The organism is Pedobacter gandavensis (genome assembly GCF_032678465.1).
GTDB lineage: Bacteria > Bacteroidota > Bacteroidia > Sphingobacteriales > Sphingobacteriaceae > Pedobacter > Pedobacter gandavensis_B.
Genome location: NZ_JAVTSK010000012.1, coordinates 1 through 23,184 on the forward strand (window position 1 = coordinate 1; position 23,184 = coordinate 23,184).

The following is a 23,184-nucleotide window of genomic DNA, read 5'->3' on the forward strand; positions in this document are numbered from 1 at the left end:
ATTAAAACTGGGCTTTGTTGTTTTATTGAAAAGCTTGTTTAGTCTTAAAGTTCTGGATGTATGTATCAATAACGTTGAACAGGATGCTTTTGGTCTTAGTATCCATTTTCTGGATGTCGTTAATGCGATCTACGATTTCTTTGTCATAAGAAGCGTTTTCCCCTTCTCCAATCAGAAAGTCTGTAGTAACACCAAAGGCTTTGGCCATTTTGGCAACCATTTCAATGGATGGCGGAAGTAATTATTGGTCTGTTTGTATTAACATCACGAAGGGCATATATTTGACATGAGAGTAAATGGTGTTGGGTAACTAGAATAGTCTATGCTCTTGTTTTTTGTACCTGCAAGTTGTGTTTTTGTACGTACATCCCGCCTCCGGCAGGTCTGGCCTACAAAAACTTGCTTGCCTTCGCTTGGGGCGAAGGAAGAAAACCCTGCGCAACTTAGGGTTTTACCACGATGGTCAGCCTTGTTGCCTGTTTTATGCTGAGTGTGCTACTTATTGCCTATAGGAAGCTCGTTCTCCCAACTAAAAATATTCTATTATGATCCTTTATGAACCTGAATATTTTTTGTCGCCTTTTGAGAAGATGCTAATAGCTTTTTTACAATATCGCGCTCCATCTGCGTTTCACATAAGGTCAGTTATACCGAAATCTTGGACTATACCGATCATCTGAAAAGGGAAGCTGGGAGTGTAGGTTATGTGAACCGGAACCTGTTATCTGTTCAATATTACTTTTCTGGCCTTAAATCCAAGGGGCTTACAGTCTTTAATCCTGTAGCAGGAATCCGGTTGAAGGGAATGGTAAGAACCATTCCTTGTCATCTGCTGGAAAGGGCAGAACTGGAAGAGTTACAGGGTAAATATGAGGTCAAAGATGACCGTACTCACCGGAATAAAGTGATGCTTGGCCTGCTGGTCTTTCAGGGGTTGAGCAGGCTGGAGCTGGAAACCTTACGTCCTGAACACTTAAAACTAAGAGAAGGTAAGATCCAGGTGCCGCAGACGGGTAAAAATAATGGAAGAATCCTGGCCCTGCAGCCTGGTCAGATCCTGGACTTACAGGAGTATCTGCTAATCATCAGGCCAAAGTTGCAACGTAGTTCTGAGCGGCTTTTTACCGGAAGGAATGACATAGAAAGCTTAAAGAATAGTCTGTTACACTTGAATTATGCACTTAAAAAGCTTAATCCTAAATATCAAAATGTGATGCAGATCCGTCAGAGCGTGATCACTGAATGGCTAAAGGAAAACGACCTGAGAACGGTTCAATATATGGCAGGCCATAAATATGTAAGCTCAACAGAACGTTACCAGACCACCAATCTGGAAGACCTGAAAGAAGCTTTAAACAAACATCATCCTTTGAATAAATAACCACTTAAACCAATATCTGAATATATTAGTCCTATGAGCCCGTTAAAAAATGTTACTATACCTGATGAAGTGGTCATGAGTAAAATCTATGTGATCCGCGATCAGAAAGTTATGCTGGATGAAGATCTGGCTGAGCTATACGGCGTAGAGACTCGCCGGTTAAATGAGCAGGTGAAACGTAATAAAGACCGTTTCCCGGAAGACTTCATGTTTACTTTGACTGAAGATGAGTTTGTAGACTTGAAGTCGCAAAATGCGACATCAAGTTGGGGAGGGAGAAGAAAGTTGCCTAATGCTTTTACAGAACATGGCGTGCTCATGTTATCCAGTGTGCTGAATAGCCCTCAATCAATCCAGGTTAATATCCAGATCATGCGTATCTATATCCGTATACGTGAAATGTTGCTGGCTCATAAAGATGTATTCATCCGTGTTGAAAAAGTGGAAAAGCACTTGATGAAACATGATCAGAAGATTGAACTTCTGTTTACTTACCTCAGTAAGTTCATTGAAAAAGAAGATCAGCCCAGAACGGAGATCGGCTTTAAACGAAAAGGAGAATAAACCTCCCCACCATCTTCAGGGTATCAAAACTCAGCCAGCTTTCAGCTTCTCTCTGTGTTTTGCTACTCTTCCCCACACTATTTCTTCTGCCGGGAAGACCGGCCCTAAGCTGTATAACATAATACACATTATAAAAGTAGCCCCCGAAGCTATCGCGCGACCAAAACTGTCGTTATAATGGGTTATTATGTTAAATAGCCGCACGTCCCTGGCCCAGCCAGCGCTCTGCCATCTTCCTCCGGGCGGTCAGGGGCAAAGCCTGCGGCAGCATAGTATTGTTAATGGCTGATCGGTAGTGCAAGACTGGTCGGGGGAACAACGAAATCCCTTTGAAAACAAGGATACTGCACCCGTCCAACCTCTCTGGGATAGAAAGATCCGCTCATATCCACCCGTTCGTACCGAAGAACTTTCCATCCCTTTGAGGGATCGCATGATGCTATTAGCCTCCAATCGTCAAAGGTTCAGGTAATTCATCTGTTAAGCCACCCTGAGCCTAAGAAAGGGAAGTTATCAAGGGAACGTGGAATAAATGGCCATTGTGGGTAAAGGCTAAGCGCGTTTATGCCGCGAAAGTCCCTTTACTGCTTTTCTTTCGAGGCTACTTTTGCTGTTACAGATGATCTAACGAACAAGCAGTGGCTTTCATAGTGCCGCTTCCTGTAAAAAAGCAAATCACAAAAACGGCCAGAAAACAAGGTTGGTGGATGCAAATCAAAACTATATCTTTGGTAGAGGAACGTTCTTTATAGCACTGAAAAAGTGTAGCTGGAAAAGTTTGGACAAGGCTAAAAAAATGCGGTAGCCTGTACGATTACGGGGCCAGGTTCTATGATCTGGTGATTGGGCGTTTTACAACAATAGACCCACTTGCAGAGAATTTTCTGTGGATGACATGCTATAAGTATGCATCCAATGATCCTATTAAAAATATAGATTTGGATGGACTTGAAGGGCTTTTCTTTGGACTTAATCCTGCGCTGTTAACATTTGGTAACTCTTCTGTGACTCCAAGAATTGCACCAGTGACAGAGTTGGCACGGTTAGCTCCTGAAAATATAGCAAAGGCTGGGGGTGAATTTAGTGGAAAAACATTGGAGAGCTTTAGACGGGGAAATGCAACTGAGGTTGATCAGTTGGCTAAAAATGGGTTAAAGAAGAATTATAAACCAATAAATGGAACAGATCCCAAAACTGGGCAAGAAGGAAAAACTATTCCTGATGCGTTTAAGAATGATGGTCAATCTACAGTTGAGATAAAGGATGTCAAAAGCTAACCATTTACAAAGCAATTAAAGTTGCAGGAAGAGTTTTCTAATGATAATGGATTTAAGCCTGAGCTAATAATTAATGAAGGAGCAAAAATATCTAAGCCGTTGAAAAATTCATCATTCGACATAAAAACTTATCAAATTGCACCAGCAGTAAAAAGTGATAATACAAAAGTTGTTAACCCTATACTAATACCCCCAGGTCCTAGACCTGTACAACGAGAACGGACAAAAGCAGATTTCTTATGAGAAAATATAGTATTGAAGACCTAATATATTTAATAAAAGAGCAAGTGCAGACATTCCTGTTAGATGGTGGGGAGTTTTATCCATTTGGAGCCTGCATTGATAAAAATGATCAGCTTGTACCTGTGTCTGCCTATTTGGACGGGGAGTTTCCTTCTTCATTGGAGCTAATTTCGATGTTAGAGAAGAGCTTTAGGGAGAAAGTGGGAAAAGGAGAGTACAAAGTAGCTGCAATAATAATTGATGTAACCGTTAAAGAAGATGGCATTGGTTATGATGCGATAGAAATACGTTTTTTTGAGCCTAATAATCAGGAGGATACAGAATACATGAAATACAATAAGCATAGTAATTATATCGAATTCATTTAATGTAATATGGGTTCAATACGGCCATTTTAGAAATAAAACATCAGAGTTCGGGTATTTCCCGGGCTCTTGTTATTTATAAGCCAACACTACAATAAAATCTTAAAATGTTTTGTTGATATGATTTATTAAGTCCCTTTACTGCTTTTCTTTCGAGGCTATCTTTGCTGTTACAGATGATCTAACGAACAAGCACTGCCTTTCATAGTACCGCTCCCTGCAAAAAACAAACCACAAAAACGGCCAAAAAACAAGGTTGATGGATGAAAATCAAATCTATATCTTTGGTAGAGGAACGTTCTTTATAGCACTGAAAAAGTGCAGCTGGCAAACTTCGGAGAAGGCAAAAAAAATGCGGTAGCCTGTACGATTACGGCGCAAGATTCTATGACCCTGTAATCGCTCGCTGGAACGTGGTAGATCCTAAAGCAGAAGAGATGAGAAGGCACTCTCCTTATAATTATGGTTTCAATAATCCAACAAGGTTTGTTGATCCCGATGGTATGAAGCCAGAATGGATTGTAGGGACTGATGGGAAACGTGTTGATATGAAAATTGGGCAGGATGGAAAAGTTAATTGGGGAGCAAATGCATCAGCTGATACAAAAAGGATCGGTAACTCAATGGCACAGACTGATATTGGGCGTCAAAAGCTCAGTGATTTAAATCAAGCTAGTTTTAAAGTCAAATTAGATATAAATGAAACTGATCTCATAGTAGGTAAGGATGGTGCTGTTAAATCTGGATTTGCCCAGCCTAAAGTTGATGGAGAAGGCAATATTAAAGAATACAATGTTACTATTTATGAAAAAGGGATCGATAAAACAATGACAAGTCCAGAAGGTACCCAGCCTATAGTTATGAAAGATGGAGAGATGGTTTACATGACTAATTATAGTAAAGAAGACCATATTGGAGCCGTTGGTACACATGAAGCAACTCATGTTACAGATAAAAGTTCAACAAGTTTCCAGAACCCTGGAACTTCTGAAAAAAAGATTGAAGAAAAGCCCAATAAAAATCAGTTAAAGGATTACCGAGAATTAGATGCTAAACGTAATCAATAGTACCTATGGAAAAACTAATAAAGTATATTTTTGTATTTCTTTTACTTTCTGGCAATCTAGCTTTTGCACAGAAGGGTTATTATGTGGATAAAGATCATCGGATACTTAAATTTCAGAAGGAAATTATAAAATTTTTAATTCAAGAAAAGCAAATCTCTGTTGAAAAACTACCAATTAAAGTAGCAGATTATAGTGGGAAAATATTTATAAATAAATGTGTGGATATTTTTAGGGGTAAGGCAAATAATATTTTATTAATTCAGTTCGGCTCTCTTGCTGATCATACAGATAAATATTGGGGCTTACTAAGTAATAAAAAAGAGTTTTTATTCTATGATATGGCTGATCCTGAATTCTTAAAATTAATTAAAATAAATGATCCGGTAATTGTGGCTACGATTACAGCTTATATAAAAGAAAGTACTTTAGATCAATGATGGTGCTGAAGTCAAAATTTTGTAGCTTACATCCAAACTGCGAGATGAGAGATCGGCGGTCGTTTATGTGTCTAAAAGTTGTGTTTTTGAGTGCCCAAAAACCTGCTTGCCTTCGCTTAGGAGCGAAGGAGAAAGGAAACCTTCGCCACTCTGTTTCTGCTGCAGGGGGTTACTTACTGCCTTTAAGGAGTTCGTTCTTTTCCCTTTCAGCTTGTAACAGACGTTCATAAAGTTCCATTACTTTGTCCAGGGGGGGAAAGGTACACTGGAAGTTAAAAGAACTCTGATCATGGAAGTAGTTGATAATAGCATCCTCACTAAAGTTCTTGATGGCCTGGGGTGTAACCCCTAAAACCTTTGCGATCTTGGCAAGTGTTTCTTCTTTTTCTGTTTCGCTTTGCTGCGAGGTATCCTGTTTAATTCCTCTGATCTCACGGATACGGCTGATCTTTCTGCCGATATGAATTGTTTCTGCCATAATGTTTATTTAAGGCCGCTATAAAGCAGCAGTATTGTTGTTAAAAAATCCTTGAACTACGTAAAGCGGTTGGATCTTGGGTTTTGAATGAATATATTGGAGGTATTCAATATGAGCAAGGAGTATTGAAATACCTTCAGATTTCAGAAGGACGTGTAGTGAGAAATAGTGCTACAGACTACAAGTATGAATATGCTTTAGCAGACCATTTGGGAAATGGTAGATTGTACTTTGATATTAATGGTAACCAGGCAAGAAAGATCCAGGAAACGAATTATTATCCTTTTGGACTGGATATGCAAGTTAGTCTAATTGGAACTGAACACGAATACCAGTATAACGGAAAGGAGAAGCAAGAACAACTGAAGATGTTAGATTACGACACCAGGTTCTATGACCCGGTGATTGGCCGCTGGAATATGGTAGATCCCATGTCAGAATTTGATAGAAAGACAACACCTTATGCTTATGCATTTAATAATCCAATTTTATTTATTGATCCTGATGGTATGTTTGGTGATTTTTATTAACTAAATGGCGAGTATCTTGGTTCTGATGGTAAAAATGATGATAAGGTTTATGTTGCTGCAGATGATGCAGTTTTTAGTTCTAAAACTGCGGAAGGAAAAACCACAAATTACATAGATCATAGTAAGGTTACACAACTTGGAATAGGTCACAAAGAGTTTGTTGAAAAAACAGCAACTATATATGATGAGAGTTCTGCGTATAAATCAGGTATGAGTGGAGAACTAAAAAATGAAATGCATGCAATTGCAATTGTTCATGAAAAGAATGATTTGGCCTATGGAAGTAAAAGTGAACAGGCAACCCTTTTTCGGGATGCATCTCCATCAGAAAGAAATGCTACTAAAAAGCAATTCGCAGTTGCTGCCGAAATAAATGCTCAACTTGGAGGAAAGGATTATAGTAATGGTGCTTCACAATGGGATGGTGCAGAACAGGGATTGTTTCCTGGTATTGATAATAGAAAATCTACGGGGCGTTTTGAATTGCATATGAATACAATGGGCTGGAATATTTCAGATGATCATTATTCAAAATGGAAGGGAGCAATAGGGAAGAATTTTATTGCACCTCAAGTAAAGACGGCTACTCAGGGGCTAAATAAAGGAAACATCCGGCTTACTTCTTCTGCTGTATATATGCAAACCATTTTTTGGATAGTAAATAAATAACATTACGATTATGAGAGTTCAGTTGTTAATATTTTTTTTAGTTTTTTTTACTTCATGTAAATATGATTTTGATGGTTTGCGAATAGATAAGTATTTAAATAAAAAAGGGTTTTATAGTAACGTCCAGCATAATAAGATTATTAAAAGTAATGTTTACGATCAAAAATTGAATCTTATTGTTGAAAATGAATATAGCCGAGTTGGGTGTAATTTAATTGATTCCACCAGATATTTATATAACTTAAAACAACAAATAGTTGAAGAAGAACATTATGTCTCAATAGGGGTTAAAGATGGCTCTACTTGTCAAAGTATTTTCGAGCTTAAGGATCACATAAAATATATTTATGATGTTAAAGATCAATTCTTAAGTAAGAAATGGTTAAAAGGTAGTGATTCCAATGTCAGGGGAAATATCGATAATTCTAATTCTTTTTATGTAAAGGATTCCCTATCTCTATTAAAAGAGTACTTATCGGATCTTGACTTAATAATGTCGAATACTGAACAAAAAAACATTCATAAGAGAAGTTCTGGGGCTGAAAAAATTAACACATATAACTTTGATAATACGCCGTCTATTTTAATGAACTACGGAATTCCTATAAATGAAATGTTAAAATCATTAAATACCTATGTTAAAGATGAATTGATAGTTAAAGATGAGTTTGTGTTTCAAAATTATTACCTTACGAGAACATATGAATATAAGAACAATCTTATTGATAGAGTTACTATAAAGTCTGTGAAAAAAGCAGATAATAGTAAAGCTTTATCTACAGAATATTTTGTTTACGTACCGCTCGCTGAGCAAAAATAGCATTTTGGCAGTATGATTATGGGGCCAGGTTCTATGATCCGGTGATTGGGAGATTCACTACGTAAGATCCGAGTGCTGATGAAGAAGATCAGGAATCGGACACGCCTTATGGGTATGTTGCTAATAACCCAATTTCGAGGACCGATCCTGACGGTAAAATTTGGAACTTTGTTATTGGTGCTGTTATAGGTGCGGGAACAGAATGTGTTATTCAAGTTGCTGGCAACATTATATCAAATGGCGGGCATTTCACAAAAGAAGCATTTACGAAGATAGAAGGTGGAAAAATTGCCTTGGCTGGCGTTGCTGGTGCAGCAGGTGTTGGAATAGGTGCCGGAGCAGCTAAATTAGGCTCAGTAGCATCAAAATTAGTTTCTTCGAAACTTGGAGGAAAAATTGTAACTCAAGCCGCCAATGTTGCTGGTGATTTAGTTTCCAGTGCTGTGGGAAGTAAAATACAAGGTAATGAAATATCTGCAGGAGGCCTTATTACTGATGTGGCCGGTGGGGCTGGTGGAAGAAAAGTAGAGGGAGCGATGAAAGCTGCCGCTGCAAATTCTCCAGCAGGTAAGCTATTGCAAAATCAAGCAGATAGAGCAGCTCGTGTAGCTGTTGTTGGGCGAGCAAGCAGAGTAGCAGCGGTAGCGACTGAAAAAGCAGCAAATCATGGAGCAACTAAAGCTGCCATCGCGGGAGGAGTAGGTTCTGGCTTTGCATCGAAAGTTTTAGGAACTGTGTCGGAATTAAAAGAAAAACCAAAACAATAATAAAAAGAAATCAATGGAAAAATATAATGGTACGATACAATATATTGCAATATTAGTGGCCTTTCTATTGCCTATGGTATTAGTAGCTAAATTATTTTATATCTTAAAAACTAAACAATATTCATTAACAAACCTATTAACATCTGCTGCTTACTTGGTATTGATTACGATTGCATACATAATATTAAATAATGCCCAGCGCATTTACCTGGCTATTTACTTAGGATTGGTAGCTGTTATTCTGATTGTTTTGATTATAGTAAGGCAATTGGTGAAAAAGTGATTGTTGATATTATTTAAAAACAAATTCAGGTTGGCAAAACTATACTAACATCAACGAGGGTGCCTTTATGGATCTAGCTAATAGGCTGCATAAGTGTTAATGCAGCCTATTGTTAAACTGAAACAATTGGTAGCCGATTTAAGTCTGGACAAACATATGCTGCAGGTTATACTCAAAAAAAAAGTTTTAAGGCCAGGCCAGTTGAAGAGGCTGGCAGAAGCTTTAGTGGCTGGTGACAAAGTTTCTGTGAATGGGGCTTGTGCCGTCACCAAATTTTGTCGCTCGATGTGGTAATACAAAAAGATAGGCCGGGATGATCAACTGATCAGAATGCGGATGAAGGAAATTGCAGCAATCTGAGTGAGATATGGCAGCGAAAGAATTTTTAGATTACTTCGCCAGGAAGGATTTAAGGACAGTTACAATAGAGTTTATAGGCTTTATAAGCTTGAAGGGTTGAACCTGTGCAGCAAAAGACCTAGAAGAAACAGAGCCGGTGCCCATCGTTTAGAAAGAGTAGCTCCCTCGCATTTACATGAATGCTGGAGTATGGATTTTGTGTCCGATCAGCTGTTTGACGGGCGGAAATTCAGATCCTTAACTATAGTGGATAACTATACAAGATTTTGCCTTGATATTTACCCCGAGCAAGGTATTAAAGGGGAGTATGTAGTGACCGTATTGGAAAGATTAAAGGAGGAATTCAACACCATTCCTAAAAAATTAACACCTCAACAGATGTGGAAAGAAAGCAAATTAAAGCCCTGATTTTCGAATTTACATTGTCCTAAAGTTTGGGGGAGGTCAAAAGACATATATGTTGAACCTTTGCTGTTACAGATGATCTAACGAACAAGCAAGCCTTTCATAGCAGCGCTCCCTGCAAAAAAACAACAACAAAAACGGCCCAAAAACAAGGTTGGTGGATGAAAATCAAATCTATATCTTTGGTAGAGAAACGTTCTTTATAGCACAGAAAAAGTGCAGCTGGTAAAGTTTGGAAACGGCTAAAAAAAGGCGGTAGCCTGTACGATTACGGGGCAAGGTTCTATGACCCGGTAATCGGGAGGTGGAATGTGATAGACCCTAAAGCAGAGTTAGGCAGAAGGTGGTCACCATATACTTATACTTTTAATAATCCAATTAGGTTTATTGAGCCTGATGGGATGTGGCCGTGGCCATCAATGTCTGATTTAAGGAGAGCATATACTTCTACTATTTCCAAGACCTATGATAGAGGCGTTGCAACTACTAAAAGTGCTTATAATCAAACTGCATCTGCAGTTTTCAAGGCCGGGGTTACCACTCAAAGGTGGACTGCAGAAAATAAGGAAACCCTTTTAAATGTTGCCAAATGTATGCAGGATGTAGGTGACAAGACAGCTGTAGTTGGAGGAATTGCAGCTGTGGTCGGGGCACCCACTGTGATAGGCGACGCACCAGGTGCAGGACTTGCGGCGGCAGGTAGGGCAGTTTCATTGGCTGGGGCGGGTCTAGAAATAGTTGGAGGTAGTGGCAAAAATGCTGCAGTTACTGCAGCAAATGAAGCAACCTATGAGGTTATTGGAAGAATAGGAGATAAAGCGGTAGATCAAATGATACCAGGGCCAACGCCAAGTATTTCGCCACAAATTAAAGAAGGGGTTAAACAGGCGATGGGGCTTATAGAAAGTGGAGTCAAATCACAAACAGATAAAACGGTCGATAAGCTTAGAGACAAACACAAAAATAAATAGTATGGATTTTAAACTTTTTTTTATTGGCGTTGGCTTTTTAATAGCGGCATATCTGATATATCGAAATATTAGATATGAAAAGCCTTCTTCAGAAAAAACAAATTGGGAAGGGCCTACACTTTCTACCTATATTGGTATTTGGGGTAGCGTTATAATGTGTACTATGGTTGGTATAGGATTTATCTTTAAATCGTTGCCAGCTCAAATTTAACTGTAGATTATGGAATTTGAAATGTTCATCAAGTTACTCTCATCATTTTTGTTTTTATCAATTGGCTTAATGGCAAAATTCTCAAATAATGATGGATGGATACAGCCCTTACAATTATGCGCTGAACAACCCGATACGTTTCATAGATGTTGACGGAATGTATGCTGGTGAGGCGGGTTCATACAAACCTGGAGATAAAGATTTCAATGATGTCTTAGCTTATTATGGTATCGGTGGAAATCAGAGTCCTACTGGGGAGACACAGGAAGATCCGCCTAAAAACAAGAAGATAGAGGTCTTTGTATGGGATAAAGAAAGCGGATTAGATGTCGGACATACGGCAATTAGAATTGGAGGTAAGGTTTACGGATATTATCCATCTGATGAAAATGATAACTAAATTTATGATGTTTCGGAATTATTTGGAAGTAAAGGTGATATGCATGTAGATAATTTAAAGGATTTCAATCTTAAATATGCTGGAAACGTAATAACATCATATCAAATAAATCTTACAGAGAAACAATTAAAAGAGATTGAGAAGACACTACAGAAGTATATTAAAGATCCTGAAACCTATAGCTTGTTAGGAAATAATTGTACGACCGTCGCTCTTTCTGCTTTGATTGAAAACAACATTAAAGTTAACGAGAAAACTCCTGCGATAAGTGGATCTAGATTTCCTATGCTAACTATAGGAAATGTTACTAATGCGGGAGGATTTAGTCCCTCTAGACTGTTGGGTGTTCTAGGTTCATCTCTAAATAGTGGTGTAGTTTCAGAGATAAAAAGGTTTAGAATTGCAAGACAATGAAGTACAGTATATTTATAGGATTTTTTATTCTGGTCTCTTGTGCTAGAGTTATTGAGGAAAAAACATTGATAGAAATGTTTAATAGTAAAGATAAAAGACAACTTTTAACAGCGATTGATTATGTCTCTGACCATCATGAAGTTCATATGGTCAAGTATTTATTATCAGATGCTTTAGATCCTAGAATTGTTCATGATATACGCCATAAAGGAATGTCGATATATCAAATTAAAATGGGAGCTATGCAGAAATTGACAGGTGTTAAATCATTTAAAAAAATAACATATAGGCCTGATTCATCTGTTGTTAACTTTTATCTTGAAATCTCTGTGAATAATGGATGGATAAACAGTCCATGACTAGTGCGAACGTGTCCCTCGTACCCCCAACTGGCGCAAGTGTTCAGCGCAGCGTCACTTGTGCCCTCAATAAAGTAATAGCTGGATAAAACACTCTAAAGTGACCCACCTTCGCCAGATGAAACTGCCCCCCTCTGCTAGAGCAAAGTGATCCCCTTCGCCAGGCCCATTGACCCCTTGTAAAGAACATAAAGTAGTTTGCCGATCGATTTACCAGGACGAGGTTTTTGTTTAGATTTTTTGCTGAACAAAAATCCTTGATTACGATGTCCAATAAACCGATCAAAATAAATAAATTACGACAGATTATCCGTCTTTACTGCCAGGGAATCGGCACAAAGGCCATCAACGGGATGGTGGGCACTTCCCGTACCACCATCAAAAAGTATTTACGCATATGGCATGAGCTGGGCATTAGCCACGAAGCATTCAATGCTAAGAGCGATTGTGAACTTTCCGTACTTTTCAATACCCCTGCTGCCAAAACGGTCAACAGCCCCCGGATGCAGGAACTGGAGGTATTGCTTCCGGACTACTGAAAAAGACTTAAAAAGAAAGGGGTAACCCGTGAATCACTTCATCTGGAATACCTGTCCAAACACCCCCAGGGTTATGGACGTTCCCGTTTTAACAATGCCATCCATACATATCTTCAGCTTTCTAAGCAGGTCATGCACCTTGGTCAGAAGGCAGGCGGCAAGATCTATATCGACTTTGCCGGAAGCAAACTTCAGCTTCATCCTGCCTCAGGAGTCCCATTAGCAGGAGGTGTTGGTGGGTGAAAATAAAATCTATCTCTTTGGCAGAGGAACGTTCTTCTTTAAGTGTAGTATCACTAACCGATCTAATCTCACTCCATTCAGGTAGTTTAGCGCCAAATTCCTGTTGATTTTCAGGTTTAGTAACGACATTCTTAAAATATTCGTATAATACCTCAAAGCCTTTTTTTCTCTAGCTTTAAATGTTACAGTTTTTAGGGGGGTACGTTAAGGGATAATAATTTTGGTCTTTAATCTTCTCGTAGAAAGACTTTTTTCCAGGATCTATTCCATAACTACTAAAAAACCTAGTTCTCACCTGGATTAATATGCACTGCTTCTCCATCGAGTATTCGATGGATTCTTCGAGGAGGCATTACAAATACTTTACTTATTTCAATGTCCTTGCCGTTGGGTTCAATAATGAAATAAGAAGTTCGTTGGCTCGTATCTTTCATTTTGCTGAGAACAATAGAGATAAGATCGCTAATAGAGACGGTATTTATTTTTTTTAATTCAGTCGGGCTAATTGGTTTGCTTTTTATCGATTTCGGTCTCTCGAAATCTATATTGCTTCCCCATAAATTACACTTACATCTAAGGCTGTAGATAGTAGTAAAGTCTAGTGAATCCTTAAAAATCATACGGTCTTTTATTGGCACTGCCGCAGTATCAAGATAATAGTAGACCGAATCTTTTTCCTTTGCATTATTCTGGCCTTTACAGATTTGCACGATTAAAAATAACACTCCGAATAAACAAGGTATAATTCTCATAATCATAGGTTTTAATTACAGCCATTCTTTGAAAGCTTTTTAATTGAAATTAGGTTATTTAAATGAAAAATCGAAAATTCAGTATCACTAATTGCATATTTATTCATTATTTTGACAAATGCATCGTTGATGAAATTTTGTGGTGTACCTGGCTCAAATGTTTTTAGGCCAAAAATCATTACCATTGCTAATTCTTTATCAGTGTAGTGTGTTAATTGATCTTGATCCCATGTCAATATGCCCTGTAGTTGTTAGCTTACGTTTTTTGCATGACCTCCCCCGCAAAATTGAAACGATCTAAAGTATAGAAAAAGGGCAATTAATGATAACTTGAAACAAATAATTGCGATGAAAAAGTCAAAGTTTACAGAGGCTCAGATAGCATTCGCATTGAAACAGTCAGAGACAGGTACCCGCTTAGAAGAGATTTGCAGAAAAATGGGGATATCTGGTTCCATCATTTTACTGTGGTGATGGCTCACCTAAAACACATTCCTCTGTTAATAAAGTGATTAACAACAAAGCAGTTAAGCTTTGTATATAAATGTCTATTTTTATTTTTTTTGCACGAAATGGCTAAAATTTTTATCGTCGAAGACGAAGCAGAAATACGGGAAGAACTGATACAATTAGTTAATGCGCGGACTCATGATGGTATCGTAGGGGCCTGCGGTTCGGTAAAAGAAGCATTACTACTCATCCCATCTGTGGCTCCGGATATTATATTGATGGATATAGAACTTTCTGATGGCCAGAGTTTTGAGATATTGGAGCGCCTTCCTTCAACATCTTTTTCAGTAATTTTTATAACTGCCTATGAGCATTATGCGCTACGTGCCATCAAGGCGGGGACATTGGACTATCTATTGAAGCCCTTAAAGGAAAAGGAATTGTATGATGCCCTCGATAAAGCCAGCTTGCGACCTAATATCTTGCATGCGGTACAAAAGGAAATCCTCTTCGATAAGCAATCGACAATGTTGGTGTTGAAAACCCTTAATGAAACGTTTTTTGTGCGCCATTCCGATATTCTATATTGTAAGGGAGAGGGTGGCTATACTACCTTCTTTTTACTTGATGGCAGAGAAATTACAACAAGTACAACACTCAAAGAATATGAAACCTTGTTGCCGGAAGGTTTGTTTCTGAGAATTCATAAATCTTTTCTGATTTGTCTAAACTTTATTATTTCGTACCATCATGATGGCTTTGTTTTTATACAAGGTGGTATACAAGTGCCTGTATCTACCCGCAAAAAAGATTTATTGATGCAAAAAATGACAATTAATAATGCATAATAAACCCTTGAAAATCTCCTGCCTAATCTCTTTATGGCTAATCATTACGCTATTTATCAGCTGTGGGGGGCCTTCCTCTCCGCGAATAAATCAAGGCCAGTTACTGGATAGCTTATCTGAGCAGATAAAACTAAGTAAACAGCCTAAAAAAGCAATATCACAACTACAACAATTAATAAAAGAAAATCAAACGGATAGCTCTATACTTAGTCGGGCTTATTTTTACCTCAGCTATTGCTTACTTAAAAATAAACAAGATTCTGCTTCGTTTGAACTGGCCCAAAAAGCTTTAAATATTTTGCCTTTGTCGGAAAAAAATGGAGCCCAGGCTGCTGCCAATTTCTACTGGATGGGCTATCTTGAGCAAAAAAAAGCGCAATATTATGCGGCAACTTATTACTACACGCAGGCGGCATATCTTATTGATGCAGGCAATTTAAAGCTCAGTTTTCCAAAATCTTCCGGTTTTATTTTATTATGGGCATCACAACTAAACAGTTTCAATAACAGATTGGATTTATCCAATAGATTTGCCAGGAAAGTGCTCTTTCTTTTGAAAAAAGATACGAGTATGTTGGCAAAAGACTTGTCTATATCCGCGAATTTATTGCTTTCACTTGGGCATTTAGATAAGAAAGGACTTGCTAATGACTCCGTTCGATTATATTTAAATCAGGCCACAGAAATAAAAAAGAAAACCAAGTTTACCCGTATAGATTACAATTATTACATATCAAAAGCAAAAATATTTTACGAGGGTAAAGAATTAGACTCTGCCCTTTACTATCAATTAAAAGCCTATAAAGCAGATACCTCCAATGCTTATATGGCCTACAATAATCTATTGGGCATTTATGTGAAAAAGCATCAATTGTCAAAAGCACGTGTGGCAGAGGCTGAAGTTACCAGGCGGTTAAGCCAATTTGATGCAGATGATTACCTGATGTATCTGGAAAATAAGATCGCGTTTGCTATTGTTCGTGGCGATAATAAAAAGGCACAATCGTCATTTGAAGAGTATGTTCAAAAAAAGAAAGAGAGAGAAGAAAATGAAAACCGAAAAGCAGCAAACGAAATATCTTCGCTCTATAAAACAGTGCAAAAAGATCAACAAATTGGTGCATTAAACAAAAACATAGATAAGATAACGGGACAATTGGAGTTGAACAGGCTCTGGTTGGCGGTGATTATCCTTTTTTCAGGATTGCTATTTGCGATCATATTATTACTATTTTTAGACCGAAGGAGAAAAGAACTCATTACCGAAAATAAGCAGGTTTCAGACCTTAATATCAAACTTGAATTGGAACAAAGGTTGTTGCGGAGCCAAATGGACCCTCATTTTATTTTCAATTGCTTAGCGAGTATTCGTGCTTTGGTTCGGCAAGAGAAAACTCAGGAGACACTCACTTATTTGGATCATTTTTCCGTTTTGATGCGAGAGAAACTAACGGCAGGTACACAACGAAATATTGACTTGAAATCTGAAGTGGACTTTCTGGAAAACTATTTAAAGCTGCAACAAGTAAGGATGCCAGGCAAATTCGACTATGTATTTGAACTGGACAAAGAGGTTGCCAATATGTTTGATGAAATAGAGATTCCGGCAATGTTGCTTCAGCCATTTATAGAGAATTCTATTTTACATGGATTTAAAAACATCAGTTATAAAGGTCAAATACACGTATCAATGGCCATTAACAATGAGGTTTTAAAGGTCATCATTAACGACAATGGGGTTGGTTTGGATACCACTGATAAGCCGACTCATACTTCGCGTGCCACCCAAATTGTAACAGAACGAATTCAGTATTTACAAACTGAAGGTTTAGGAGAGGCTAGCCTGTCGATGAATTCCCAGGTGGATGCTCCTGGTACAATTGTCACTTTACGGATTCCGGTTTAAGTGTAGCGCTCGTTAACTGAAAGCCAGCACTTCTTTATCGCCTTATCCACCTTGGATTTTATTTGTTTTATTTGTTTTTTAAGCAATTAATTGGCTTAAAATGATCTGCTGCGCTTATAGATTTCCAGCAATCCTGATGCCATTTGAAACAAAAAATAGAAATGATGAAAACAATTATTTTAACTGCATGTATTGCGTTTGCAAGCCTAAGTTTAGTATCTGCAAAAGCAAAAATCCCTATTTGTCTTCCCTGCGAATCCATCGAAACTGTGCAGGAATTACCTACAGATTCTGAAATTCAAAAATTGGCCGGACAAAAAGTAAACCTATCTTATGCTAATAAAGAATATGGCATTTTTGGGATGTCTATCTGGAACACTAATGGAAGATTTGTATTGAGTGACATTTCTAATAATATGTATTTTGAAATTGATCCTCAAGTAGCTAAAATATTAAAAGAGAAACATGATTTTGATGTGGAAACTGCAGAAAATCCTTTGTCTTTTTGGAAAAAAGTAGGAGGAAAACTTGTTTTCTTAGTTATAATAGCAGTATTAATTTGGGCAAGTATTCCTTCAAAAAACAAAACTAAAGAAGTAGAACCAACTAATATTTAAAATAAGCATCTTTTATGAATCCATTATTCTTAATTCCTGTAATATTAGTGATTGCAGGCGTGTGTTTTATGATCTACATGAACAAAAAACACCAATCAACGAAATCAGAAATAGACTTAGATTTTGAAAGAAATAAATATGATGTTTACAAACAAGAGGTTTTAGCACAAGATTTCCCGCAAATAAAGCAATGGATGAAAGGAAAATCAATAGATGCCTATACCTCCGCATCTGTACCTCAATCTACAGCAAATAAAGTTCAGGATGTGATAAGTGACGGCATAAAAAATGTAGCACTCTCTGCAATTGGTGTAAAACTTAAACGAATAGAAACCGAATGCTTTTGGGTGTTAAGTGGCAGTGATTTGCATTTTTTTAGCACCAATACTGTTGGCGAATTAGATGAACATGTGGTTTTTGACAATTTCAGAATTGAAGAAGCAACGCTTCAGTATGGAGGTATATTAAAATCACAGTTAGGTGTTTACTCAAAGTCTTCGGAAGAGTATCTACCAAAAACACACCTCATCACTTTTAACATCGATGGTACTCCTTTGTCACTTGAAGTTCATGACAGACTAAATTATGTACCAGACCCAACGGATATTTTAAACATGAACAAACAGTTAATGACAAGAGTTAAATATCAAGTAGTGGGTGAAAAATTTGTGAAAATATTGCAAGACAAGTTTCCAAACCTCCAGGTAGCATAATTTCATGAGCATATTTTCGAAATTTATTAACGCCTTTAAGAATTTAAGACTAAACGATAAAAATGCAGTAATTGGCCTGCAATTAGATCATCTACTAATTAGTTCAATGTATGCAGAGCAACAAGCTGCCTATCTTAACTCATATGAAACAGGACTTGATAAAGGCACATTGAAAACAATTCTAGAGGATTATTGGGAGATATTTGACAAAGATGATGCAATTGAAGTTCTTTCAGATCTGCAAAACAGAAATCAAGACGAGTATTTAGACGTTGTGTATAATGCCTTTGAGCATAGGGCGAATTATGTAGCTATTTTAAAATCTAATCTACCGGATGAAGAAGACGTTTTTAAACACTACGTGGAAATATATCGAAAATTAAGCAATGTTGTACCTCAGCTTGTAGAACAGAATGTATTCCAGGATTTCTCAGCTATTAAGAATATTAGAGATACTGCCTGGAATTATGGAAGAGGTGCATTTTTATCACGCTGTTGTTATGAAGCAGGCTATATTTCTGAAGTGGAATTGATTGAATATTTACAGAAATCACATGCAGGGCTAAGAAACTATTGCAGAACCTGGAAAGAATACACAACCAGTTATATTTTCGGAAGAGCAATCTGGGGTGGTTCAAACAACGATGGAATGATACAGATTGCAGACGATCTGCTGAATAGTGAAAAAAGCCCATTGAAAAACAAAATCTATTTGTAAAAATGCCGGTCAGCCTCTACAATTTGGTAATATTGGAGGTGGATCGGCAATAGGCGGCATCATTCATCTGAATCCATCTCCTTTTCGTACTTCGATTGCCGGTTCAGAATGTATGGTTCCCAAACAAATACTTCTTCAATAGAAAAAAAATCACATTTGATCACAATTGGGCTAAAAATGAAATTCAATATGAAATTTACACTTGTAATTTTGTGTTTAGTGATCCTTGGTTGTGAAACAAAAAAAATGGAAACAGTAAATAAAAAGTTTCCTATTGGTAACATCAATAATTACAAAGATAATGACACTGCATTTGTAAATTGGAAACGGAATATAGAAATTGATGAAATTGAATGCGGAGGAAATAATTGTTTGATAAATATTGAATTTACAGAAAATATCCCCAAAATAAGTATTGACCAAAGTTTGGGGATTTTTATTTCTAAAACGGGTGATTTAAATGACGATAAGGCAAATGAAATATTAATTTTTTCCCGAACCAATGAAGGTTACTGGAATAATATTTCAGTCTGGTCGTTTAAAGGCAGAAAGTGGAATGAAATTGCAAAAACCAGAGCATTTATATCAGAAAATCTAGATTTTGAAAATAGGATAACTAAAGAAGACGGCAACTATTATTTAATTGGAGAAAACCAATGGGAGGAAGATGAAAACGGAGATTTTAAAAAAATAAAGGTGAAAATATAAAATCCACATCAACGAAGAGCTTTGTACAAAAGAAGAAGAAATATTGAAAGATTAATAGAACGTCTGAAATAGAAATGAGTAGAAAAAACCAAATTTCAAAACATCTTGGAAAATCAGTTTTAATTGCCTTTGCCCTGACTGCGGTTTATGCCATAATTGCACCTGTTTTAATAACGGGAATGTATGCTGAACTCTTTCATTTTTTTGTTGCAGTTGGTCTATTTATAGGAAGCATTATTTTTTATTTCATTTTTATATTTTTCAGATCTATACAAAGATTACCATGGCTTTTTGGTGGTATTGCTGTTTATATTTCTATGGTAGTTATAGCCAATACTGATGTTGATATTTATTTCAGAAACTTATTTAACAGTAGTCATTTACCTCAGCAATACAGTGAATATCAAGACCTAAAACAGCCTGTATTACAGTTTAAAAACAAGGAAATGAATCTTGTAATTGATGGCAGCACTGATTTGGAACACTATTTAACCACAAAAAATCATTTAATAGTGGTTGAGGTTAAACAGGAAAGAACAGATACTGAAGCTTTACAACAAAAGGAATATTCTAAATTTGATAGTCTAGGCAATTTCATGGCTAAATACAAGCCAACTAATTCCAGCGAAATTTTGTTTGAAGGTTACCTAATCAATGTAGAGGAGAACTACTACAGAACCTGGCCTTTAGATGGTGATACTTCGAAAATAAAGATCGAAACGCAGAACGCAGATTTTAGTTTCGATGCGAACAAACAAGCTGATTTTATTGCAAACTTTGAGGAAAGGGCTACTTTTCTATTTTCAAAACAATGTTGGACAGCTGAGCAGCCATCCAGGAAGTTTATAAAAACAATATTTAGGGAAAACGATAAATGGAAGGCGTTTTATAGCGATACAAAAGCCATTCGGACTATTCAAAGTAGGGGTACAGTTTATAATGATCTATTCAGATATTATTCAAGAGAAGATTATAAATTAGTCCCATATGACAATGAAAACATTCAATACCAATATTTTCAAGAAATAAAGTTGAAGCGCAGTGATTCCGGTAGGGAAAATTGGGATGGTTACTTGTATACCAATGTCATTGTTGACAAAGACACTTTGAAAATCAAGGAAGCTTTAAATTTGGGTGTGGAAGTTGTTGGAGATTCATTCAAAAAAAACCAGGAAGAAAATTCACGTTATTTTTTTTATAGCAATCCCAAACTTCAATATCAATTGTTTACAAATCATCCTGGCAAACTGTATATCATCAAAAATAAATGAAAAACTCACAAAAAAACATAAAACTAATTGCATACTTTTTTTTAGTCATCATCTTTTTAAATTCTTGCTCTTCGAGATACATTAAATTGGTAAGTCCTGATACAAAAACAGAATTTGGAATCACACTAACAACGCCTTCTCAAGGAATATTTTTTGTGGAAAATGAAAAAGTTGGTGCCTCAAAAAATCAAATTAAAATCCATACCAAAACAGCTAACTCAATTTACAACAATTATGGACCAGCAACAGACAAAAGGTTTGTAGGAAGAACAAATGCCAGACAATTAAAATTTAATGTTAAAGACAAAACATACCTAATAGATATTACAAAATTTAAAAAAAGAACTGCTATGGTTTTGTTTAACGGAGAAAGCAAACCCATAATTGAGTATAACGCAAAAAAATACAATGTGGTAGTTGAAGATTATTTTGCTGCACAATCCGATAGGTAATGGTTCCTGGAACACCAAGTTGGATCCACAAACCCTCTTTAAAAACCGCAAAGAGGGTTTTGTTTTTTTGTCATTTATAGGCATTATATTGGTTTAGGTGTGATTTTTGTTGGAGTGCTAAAAGATATTTAATTATATTTCATTATCATTGGCCAGCGATGACTCACTTTAATTAATGCTTATGAAAACAGTCCTCTTTTTACTTTGTTTTTTTATCCTTTCGGGTACTGTTTATTCACAGACAATTAAGCTTGATCTTTCTGGAAACGATCAAAAACATGTTTTTATCATTCAAAAGGAAGGCTTGAATGTACGATTAGATTCAAAAGGTAGGCTACAAAATAAAAATGCTGCCACTTTTGACACCATTGGCGATAAACCAGTGAAATACGACCTGAACGGCCGATTGAGTGATATTGACGGTTTAGTGATTGATTATGATCTCAATGGACGTGTTCGTCAAATTGGGGACAAACGAATAGATTATGATCTTAATAACCAGGTTCGCCAAATAGGAGATGATCGGGTTGAATATGATCTCAATGGACGTGTTCGTCAAATTGGGAACCAACGAATAGATTATGATCTTAATAACCGGGTTCGCCAAATAGGAGATGATCGGGTTGACTATGATCTCAATGGACGTGTTCGTCAAATTGGGAACAAACGAATAGATTATGATCTCAATAACCGGGTTCGCCAAATAGGAGATGATCGGATTGACTATGATCTCAATGGTCGTGTTCGTCAAATTGGGGACAAAAGAATAGATTATGATCTTAATAACCGAATTCGCCAAATAGGAGATAAACGGATTGATTATGACTTGAATGGTAAGATTCGCGAAGCAGGCGATTTAGATGATAACCTCTTGCTTCTTTACAAAAAAATTCAAAGTTTTAACAATAAGAATGCTCATTAGATTTAATATTTGAGCAACTAGTTTCCTTCTTTTGTTGTGCAGCTTAAGACCTTTACTTGTGGTGTCCAGTAATCATTTTCCCATTTATAGAATGCGCTTGAAAATTCCTGATCAGTATTGTTTTTGACGTAAAAATAAAAACTGTCCTGTGGCGCTTTCGATATGATGTCTGCAACAATGAGTGACTATCTTATTAGCGTATTCGCTAATGTCCTGAATATAATTTTTTCCTCCGAAGAAAGCATCTTCCATCACTAATTGAATGTAAAAGAGTGGGATACATTTTATTTTCATCAATCTTATAGAAAACCTCATTCGTCACATCTTTCCCTGATTCTGTCACATTTTAACGAAAGTAAATTCTCATGACCTAACTTTAAATGATGAATGATAAAATAGGCAAAAGCCTACATCAATTTAGGGCTATACACTTACAACAATAGATGGAAATGAAATCAATCATAATGTTTGTATGCATCATCTTCTTTTCAAATACATTAGTCCTTTCACAGAATTTTGAGAGGAAATTTGTCACGATCAATAAGAGACAAATGGCCTATAGAACTTTTGGAATCGAAAACAGAAAAGATAATGAGCCAGTCGTCGTTTTTGAATCAGGACTTGGTTCGGGAGGTGGGAGTTATGGAAGTTTATTCCCATTCATTCAAAAGAGCTTTGCAGGAATAGTTTATGATAGAAACGGGATTGGAGAATCTGAAATAGATACTTCCATAAAAACAGATTCAGACGTTATAAAAAGACTTCAGGACCTATTGATTGCTTTAAACATAAAACCTCCATATCTATTGGCTGGACATTCCATTGGTGGACCGTTTATTCGTTTATATTCCTCGATGTATCCAGACGATGTCTGTGGTTTGTTTTTTATAGACCCAACAGATTTTATGTTGACAGCAGAGGACCCAAAAAGTGTGGCAGAAGCGTTGTTGGACAGTTATAAAAAGTGTCTGGTGTCCATAAATAGCAAATAGAAATTGTTTCTGATTATTGCAGCCCAGGCAGGGCTTGAGCCCTGAATAATTT

Annotated in this window: 31 protein-coding genes and 4 pseudogenes; 33 read left to right on the top strand and 2 right to left on the bottom strand. The window is 36.8% G+C overall.

The genetic code is table 11. The features are described 5' to 3' along the window. The 8 genes and pseudogenes from R2Q94_RS18865 to R2Q94_RS18895 form a co-directional block, all read left to right on the top strand. Window positions 1-241 (top strand): hypothetical protein (locus R2Q94_RS18865; protein ID WP_316823037.1); only part of this gene is annotated, 241 nt, incomplete at its 5' end. Window positions 242-658: 417 nt separating this feature from the next. After that, window positions 659-1,381, top strand: coding sequence for a site-specific integrase (locus tag R2Q94_RS18870; protein WP_316823038.1), 723 nt, complete (start codon window positions 659-661; stop codon window positions 1,379-1,381). A 33-nt stretch (window positions 1,382-1,414) separates the two neighbouring features. Continuing rightward, a complete protein-coding gene (locus R2Q94_RS18875; protein ID WP_316823039.1) occupies window positions 1,415-1,945 on the top strand; it encodes an ORF6N domain-containing protein in 531 nt (176 codons plus the stop codon). Window positions 1,946-2,751: 806 nt separating this feature from the next. Next, window positions 2,752-2,883, top strand: a pseudogene (locus tag R2Q94_RS22250) (RHS repeat-associated core domain-containing protein); the annotation flags it as partial. Next, a complete protein-coding gene (locus R2Q94_RS18880) occupies window positions 2,884-3,222 on the top strand; it encodes a hypothetical protein (protein WP_316823040.1) in 339 nt (112 codons plus the stop codon). Between the two features lie 239 nt (window positions 3,223-3,461). Further along, a complete protein-coding gene (locus R2Q94_RS18885; RefSeq protein ID WP_316823041.1) occupies window positions 3,462-3,833 on the top strand; it encodes a hypothetical protein in 372 nt (123 codons plus the stop codon). A 362-nt stretch (window positions 3,834-4,195) separates the two neighbouring features. Beyond that, window positions 4,196-4,342 (top strand): annotated as a pseudogene (locus tag R2Q94_RS22255) (RHS repeat-associated core domain-containing protein); the annotation flags it as partial. Window positions 4,343-4,902: 560 nt separating this feature from the next. After that, the gene (locus R2Q94_RS18895) at window positions 4,903-5,334 is read left to right on the top strand and encodes a hypothetical protein (RefSeq protein WP_316823042.1); all 432 of its coding nucleotides are present in this window, start codon (window positions 4,903-4,905) and stop codon (window positions 5,332-5,334) included. Window positions 5,335-5,503: 169 nt separating this feature from the next. Here the strand turns inward: R2Q94_RS18895 and R2Q94_RS18900 are convergent, their stop codons facing one another. Further along, window positions 5,504-5,812 (bottom strand): transcriptional regulator, encoded by a 309-nt coding sequence (locus R2Q94_RS18900; RefSeq protein ID WP_316823043.1) that lies wholly within the window; start codon window positions 5,810-5,812, stop codon window positions 5,504-5,506. 83 nt (window positions 5,813-5,895) lie between these two features. On the opposite strand from R2Q94_RS18900, the gene R2Q94_RS18905 reads away from it, so the two are divergent. The 14 genes and pseudogenes from R2Q94_RS18905 to R2Q94_RS18965 all read left to right on the top strand — a co-directional run bounded on the left by R2Q94_RS18905 (window position 5,896) and on the right by R2Q94_RS18965 (window position 12,540). Beyond that, window positions 5,896-6,342 carry an RHS repeat-associated core domain-containing protein gene (locus tag R2Q94_RS18905; RefSeq protein WP_316823044.1) on the top strand — a complete coding sequence of 149 codons (447 nt, stop codon included), beginning with the start codon at window positions 5,896-5,898 and terminating at the stop codon, window positions 6,340-6,342. 210 nt (window positions 6,343-6,552) lie between these two features. Then, complete coding sequence (locus tag R2Q94_RS18910; RefSeq protein ID WP_316823045.1) at window positions 6,553-7,011, top strand: hypothetical protein; 459 nt, start codon at window positions 6,553-6,555, stop codon at window positions 7,009-7,011. Between the two features lie 10 nt (window positions 7,012-7,021). After that, window positions 7,022-7,831 (top strand): hypothetical protein, encoded by an 810-nt coding sequence (locus R2Q94_RS18915; protein ID WP_316823046.1) that lies wholly within the window; start codon window positions 7,022-7,024, stop codon window positions 7,829-7,831. Between the two features lie 293 nt (window positions 7,832-8,124). Then, on the top strand, window positions 8,125-8,598 hold the full coding sequence (locus R2Q94_RS18920) for a hypothetical protein (RefSeq protein ID WP_316823047.1): 474 nt from the start codon (window positions 8,125-8,127) through the stop codon (window positions 8,596-8,598). A 13-nt stretch (window positions 8,599-8,611) separates the two neighbouring features. After that, entirely contained in the window at window positions 8,612-8,881 is a 270-nt protein-coding gene (locus tag R2Q94_RS18925) for a hypothetical protein (RefSeq protein ID WP_316823048.1), read from the top strand. Window positions 8,882-8,980: 99 nt separating this feature from the next. Beyond that, window positions 8,981-9,175 carry a hypothetical protein gene (locus tag R2Q94_RS18930; protein ID WP_316823049.1) on the top strand — a complete coding sequence of 65 codons (195 nt, stop codon included), beginning with the start codon at window positions 8,981-8,983 and terminating at the stop codon, window positions 9,173-9,175. A 162-nt stretch (window positions 9,176-9,337) separates the two neighbouring features. Further along, complete coding sequence (locus R2Q94_RS18935) at window positions 9,338-9,649, top strand: DDE-type integrase/transposase/recombinase (RefSeq protein WP_316823050.1); 312 nt, start codon at window positions 9,338-9,340, stop codon at window positions 9,647-9,649. A gap of 257 nt (window positions 9,650-9,906) precedes the next feature. After that, window positions 9,907-10,038, top strand: a pseudogene (locus R2Q94_RS22260) (RHS repeat-associated core domain-containing protein); the annotation flags it as partial. A gap of 27 nt (window positions 10,039-10,065) precedes the next feature. After that, the gene (locus R2Q94_RS18940) at window positions 10,066-10,617 is read left to right on the top strand and encodes a hypothetical protein (protein ID WP_316823172.1); all 552 of its coding nucleotides are present in this window, start codon (window positions 10,066-10,068) and stop codon (window positions 10,615-10,617) included. Between the two features lies 1 nt (window position 10,618). Then, window positions 10,619-10,828, top strand: a complete 210-nt coding sequence (locus R2Q94_RS18945) for a hypothetical protein (protein ID WP_316823051.1) — start codon at window positions 10,619-10,621, stop codon at window positions 10,826-10,828. An 88-nt stretch (window positions 10,829-10,916) separates the two neighbouring features. Continuing rightward, window positions 10,917-11,228 carry a hypothetical protein gene (locus R2Q94_RS18950; RefSeq protein WP_316823052.1) on the top strand — a complete coding sequence of 104 codons (312 nt, stop codon included), beginning with the start codon at window positions 10,917-10,919 and terminating at the stop codon, window positions 11,226-11,228. A gap of 39 nt (window positions 11,229-11,267) precedes the next feature. Next, entirely contained in the window at window positions 11,268-11,642 is a 375-nt protein-coding gene (locus tag R2Q94_RS18955) for a DUF4105 domain-containing protein (RefSeq protein WP_316823053.1), read from the top strand. Further along, window positions 11,639-12,001: a hypothetical protein gene (locus R2Q94_RS18960; protein WP_316823054.1), complete on the top strand. Its 363-nt coding sequence runs from the start codon at window positions 11,639-11,641 to the stop codon at window positions 11,999-12,001. The genes R2Q94_RS18955 and R2Q94_RS18960 overlap by 4 nt, the downstream gene beginning before the upstream one ends. Window positions 12,002-12,267: 266 nt before the next feature. Beyond that, window positions 12,268-12,540 carry a helix-turn-helix domain-containing protein gene (locus tag R2Q94_RS18965; protein ID WP_316823055.1) on the top strand — a complete coding sequence of 91 codons (273 nt, stop codon included), beginning with the start codon at window positions 12,268-12,270 and terminating at the stop codon, window positions 12,538-12,540. A gap of 527 nt (window positions 12,541-13,067) precedes the next feature. Here the strand turns inward: R2Q94_RS18965 and R2Q94_RS18970 are convergent. Next, a complete protein-coding gene (locus R2Q94_RS18970; RefSeq protein ID WP_316823056.1) occupies window positions 13,068-13,535 on the bottom strand; it encodes a hypothetical protein in 468 nt (155 codons plus the stop codon). A gap of 348 nt (window positions 13,536-13,883) precedes the next feature. On the opposite strand from R2Q94_RS18970, the pseudogene R2Q94_RS18975 reads away from it, so the two are divergent. From R2Q94_RS18975 to R2Q94_RS19025, 11 genes and pseudogenes are all read left to right on the top strand, one after another. After that, window positions 13,884-14,006 (top strand): annotated as a pseudogene (locus tag R2Q94_RS18975) (transposase); the annotation flags it as partial. Between the two features lie 101 nt (window positions 14,007-14,107). Then, complete coding sequence (locus R2Q94_RS18980; RefSeq protein WP_316823057.1) at window positions 14,108-14,833, top strand: LytTR family DNA-binding domain-containing protein; 726 nt, start codon at window positions 14,108-14,110, stop codon at window positions 14,831-14,833. Then, window positions 14,826-16,739, top strand: a complete 1,914-nt coding sequence (locus R2Q94_RS18985; RefSeq protein WP_316823058.1) for a sensor histidine kinase — start codon at window positions 14,826-14,828, stop codon at window positions 16,737-16,739. The genes R2Q94_RS18980 and R2Q94_RS18985 overlap by 8 nt, the downstream gene beginning before the upstream one ends. A 164-nt stretch (window positions 16,740-16,903) precedes the next feature. Continuing rightward, window positions 16,904-17,356: a hypothetical protein gene (locus R2Q94_RS18990; protein WP_316823059.1), complete on the top strand. Its 453-nt coding sequence runs from the start codon at window positions 16,904-16,906 to the stop codon at window positions 17,354-17,356. A gap of 14 nt (window positions 17,357-17,370) precedes the next feature. Continuing rightward, window positions 17,371-18,069, top strand: a complete 699-nt coding sequence (locus tag R2Q94_RS18995; RefSeq protein ID WP_316823060.1) for a hypothetical protein — start codon at window positions 17,371-17,373, stop codon at window positions 18,067-18,069. 4 nt (window positions 18,070-18,073) lie between these two features. Then, window positions 18,074-18,787, top strand: coding sequence for a DUF1266 domain-containing protein (locus R2Q94_RS19000; protein ID WP_316823061.1), 714 nt, complete (start codon window positions 18,074-18,076; stop codon window positions 18,785-18,787). 189 nt (window positions 18,788-18,976) lie between these two features. After that, window positions 18,977-19,495: a hypothetical protein gene (locus R2Q94_RS19005; protein WP_316823062.1), complete on the top strand. Its 519-nt coding sequence runs from the start codon at window positions 18,977-18,979 to the stop codon at window positions 19,493-19,495. Window positions 19,496-19,569: 74 nt separating this feature from the next. Next, window positions 19,570-20,766: a hypothetical protein gene (locus tag R2Q94_RS19010; protein WP_316823063.1), complete on the top strand. Its 1,197-nt coding sequence runs from the start codon at window positions 19,570-19,572 to the stop codon at window positions 20,764-20,766. Continuing rightward, window positions 20,763-21,218, top strand: a complete 456-nt coding sequence (locus R2Q94_RS19015) for a hypothetical protein (protein WP_316823064.1) — start codon at window positions 20,763-20,765, stop codon at window positions 21,216-21,218. Before R2Q94_RS19010 ends, R2Q94_RS19015 begins: the two co-directional genes overlap by 4 nt. Before the next feature lie 181 nt (window positions 21,219-21,399). Then, entirely contained in the window at window positions 21,400-22,140 is a 741-nt protein-coding gene (locus tag R2Q94_RS19020) for a hypothetical protein (RefSeq protein WP_316823065.1), read from the top strand. Between the two features lie 449 nt (window positions 22,141-22,589). Next, window positions 22,590-23,132, top strand: a complete 543-nt coding sequence (locus tag R2Q94_RS19025; RefSeq protein WP_316823066.1) for an alpha/beta hydrolase — start codon at window positions 22,590-22,592, stop codon at window positions 23,130-23,132. The last annotated feature ends 52 nt before the right edge of the window (window positions 23,133-23,184 follow it).

Bases quoted from the DNA above. Each gene is read 5' to 3' on its own strand.
- R2Q94_RS18985 (WP_316823058.1), top strand. From the start codon at position 14,826: ATGCATAATAAACCCTTGAAAATCTCCTGCCTAATCTCTTTATGGCTA.
- R2Q94_RS19015 (WP_316823064.1), top strand. From the start codon at position 20,763: ATGAAAAACTCACAAAAAAACATAAAACTAATTGCATACTTTTTTTTA.
- R2Q94_RS18930 (WP_316823049.1), top strand. From the start codon at position 8,981: ATGCAGCCTATTGTTAAACTGAAACAATTGGTAGCCGATTTAAGTCTG.
- R2Q94_RS18965 (WP_316823055.1), top strand. From the start codon at position 12,268: ATGTCCAATAAACCGATCAAAATAAATAAATTACGACAGATTATCCGT.
- R2Q94_RS18885 (WP_316823041.1), top strand. From the start codon at position 3,462: ATGAGAAAATATAGTATTGAAGACCTAATATATTTAATAAAAGAGCAA.
- R2Q94_RS19020 (WP_316823065.1), top strand. From the start codon at position 21,400: ATGAAAACAGTCCTCTTTTTACTTTGTTTTTTTATCCTTTCGGGTACT.
- R2Q94_RS19025 (WP_316823066.1), top strand. From the start codon at position 22,590: ATGAAATCAATCATAATGTTTGTATGCATCATCTTCTTTTCAAATACA.
- R2Q94_RS18960 (WP_316823054.1), top strand. From the start codon at position 11,639: ATGAAGTACAGTATATTTATAGGATTTTTTATTCTGGTCTCTTGTGCT.
- R2Q94_RS18950 (WP_316823052.1), top strand. From the start codon at position 10,917: ATGATGGATGGATACAGCCCTTACAATTATGCGCTGAACAACCCGATA.
- R2Q94_RS19000 (WP_316823061.1), top strand. From the start codon at position 18,074: ATGAGCATATTTTCGAAATTTATTAACGCCTTTAAGAATTTAAGACTA.
- R2Q94_RS18925 (WP_316823048.1), top strand. From the start codon at position 8,612: ATGGAAAAATATAATGGTACGATACAATATATTGCAATATTAGTGGCC.
- R2Q94_RS18945 (WP_316823051.1), top strand. From the start codon at position 10,619: ATGGATTTTAAACTTTTTTTTATTGGCGTTGGCTTTTTAATAGCGGCA.
- R2Q94_RS18990 (WP_316823059.1), top strand. From the start codon at position 16,904: ATGAAAACAATTATTTTAACTGCATGTATTGCGTTTGCAAGCCTAAGT.
- R2Q94_RS18995 (WP_316823060.1), top strand. From the start codon at position 17,371: ATGAATCCATTATTCTTAATTCCTGTAATATTAGTGATTGCAGGCGTG.
- R2Q94_RS18940 (WP_316823172.1), top strand. From the start codon at position 10,066: ATGTCTGATTTAAGGAGAGCATATACTTCTACTATTTCCAAGACCTAT.
- R2Q94_RS19005 (WP_316823062.1), top strand. From the start codon at position 18,977: ATGAAATTTACACTTGTAATTTTGTGTTTAGTGATCCTTGGTTGTGAA.
- R2Q94_RS18970 (WP_316823056.1), bottom strand. From the start codon at position 13,535: ATGAGAATTATACCTTGTTTATTCGGAGTGTTATTTTTAATCGTGCAA.
- R2Q94_RS18895 (WP_316823042.1), top strand. From the start codon at position 4,903: ATGGAAAAACTAATAAAGTATATTTTTGTATTTCTTTTACTTTCTGGC.
- R2Q94_RS18875 (WP_316823039.1), top strand. From the start codon at position 1,415: ATGAGCCCGTTAAAAAATGTTACTATACCTGATGAAGTGGTCATGAGT.
- R2Q94_RS18955 (WP_316823053.1), top strand. From the start codon at position 11,268: ATGCATGTAGATAATTTAAAGGATTTCAATCTTAAATATGCTGGAAAC.
- R2Q94_RS18915 (WP_316823046.1), top strand. From the start codon at position 7,022: ATGAGAGTTCAGTTGTTAATATTTTTTTTAGTTTTTTTTACTTCATGT.
- R2Q94_RS19010 (WP_316823063.1), top strand. From the start codon at position 19,570: ATGAGTAGAAAAAACCAAATTTCAAAACATCTTGGAAAATCAGTTTTA.
- R2Q94_RS18900 (WP_316823043.1), bottom strand. From the start codon at position 5,812: ATGGCAGAAACAATTCATATCGGCAGAAAGATCAGCCGTATCCGTGAG.
- R2Q94_RS18980 (WP_316823057.1), top strand. From the start codon at position 14,108: ATGGCTAAAATTTTTATCGTCGAAGACGAAGCAGAAATACGGGAAGAA.
- R2Q94_RS18910 (WP_316823045.1), top strand. From the start codon at position 6,553: ATGAGTGGAGAACTAAAAAATGAAATGCATGCAATTGCAATTGTTCAT.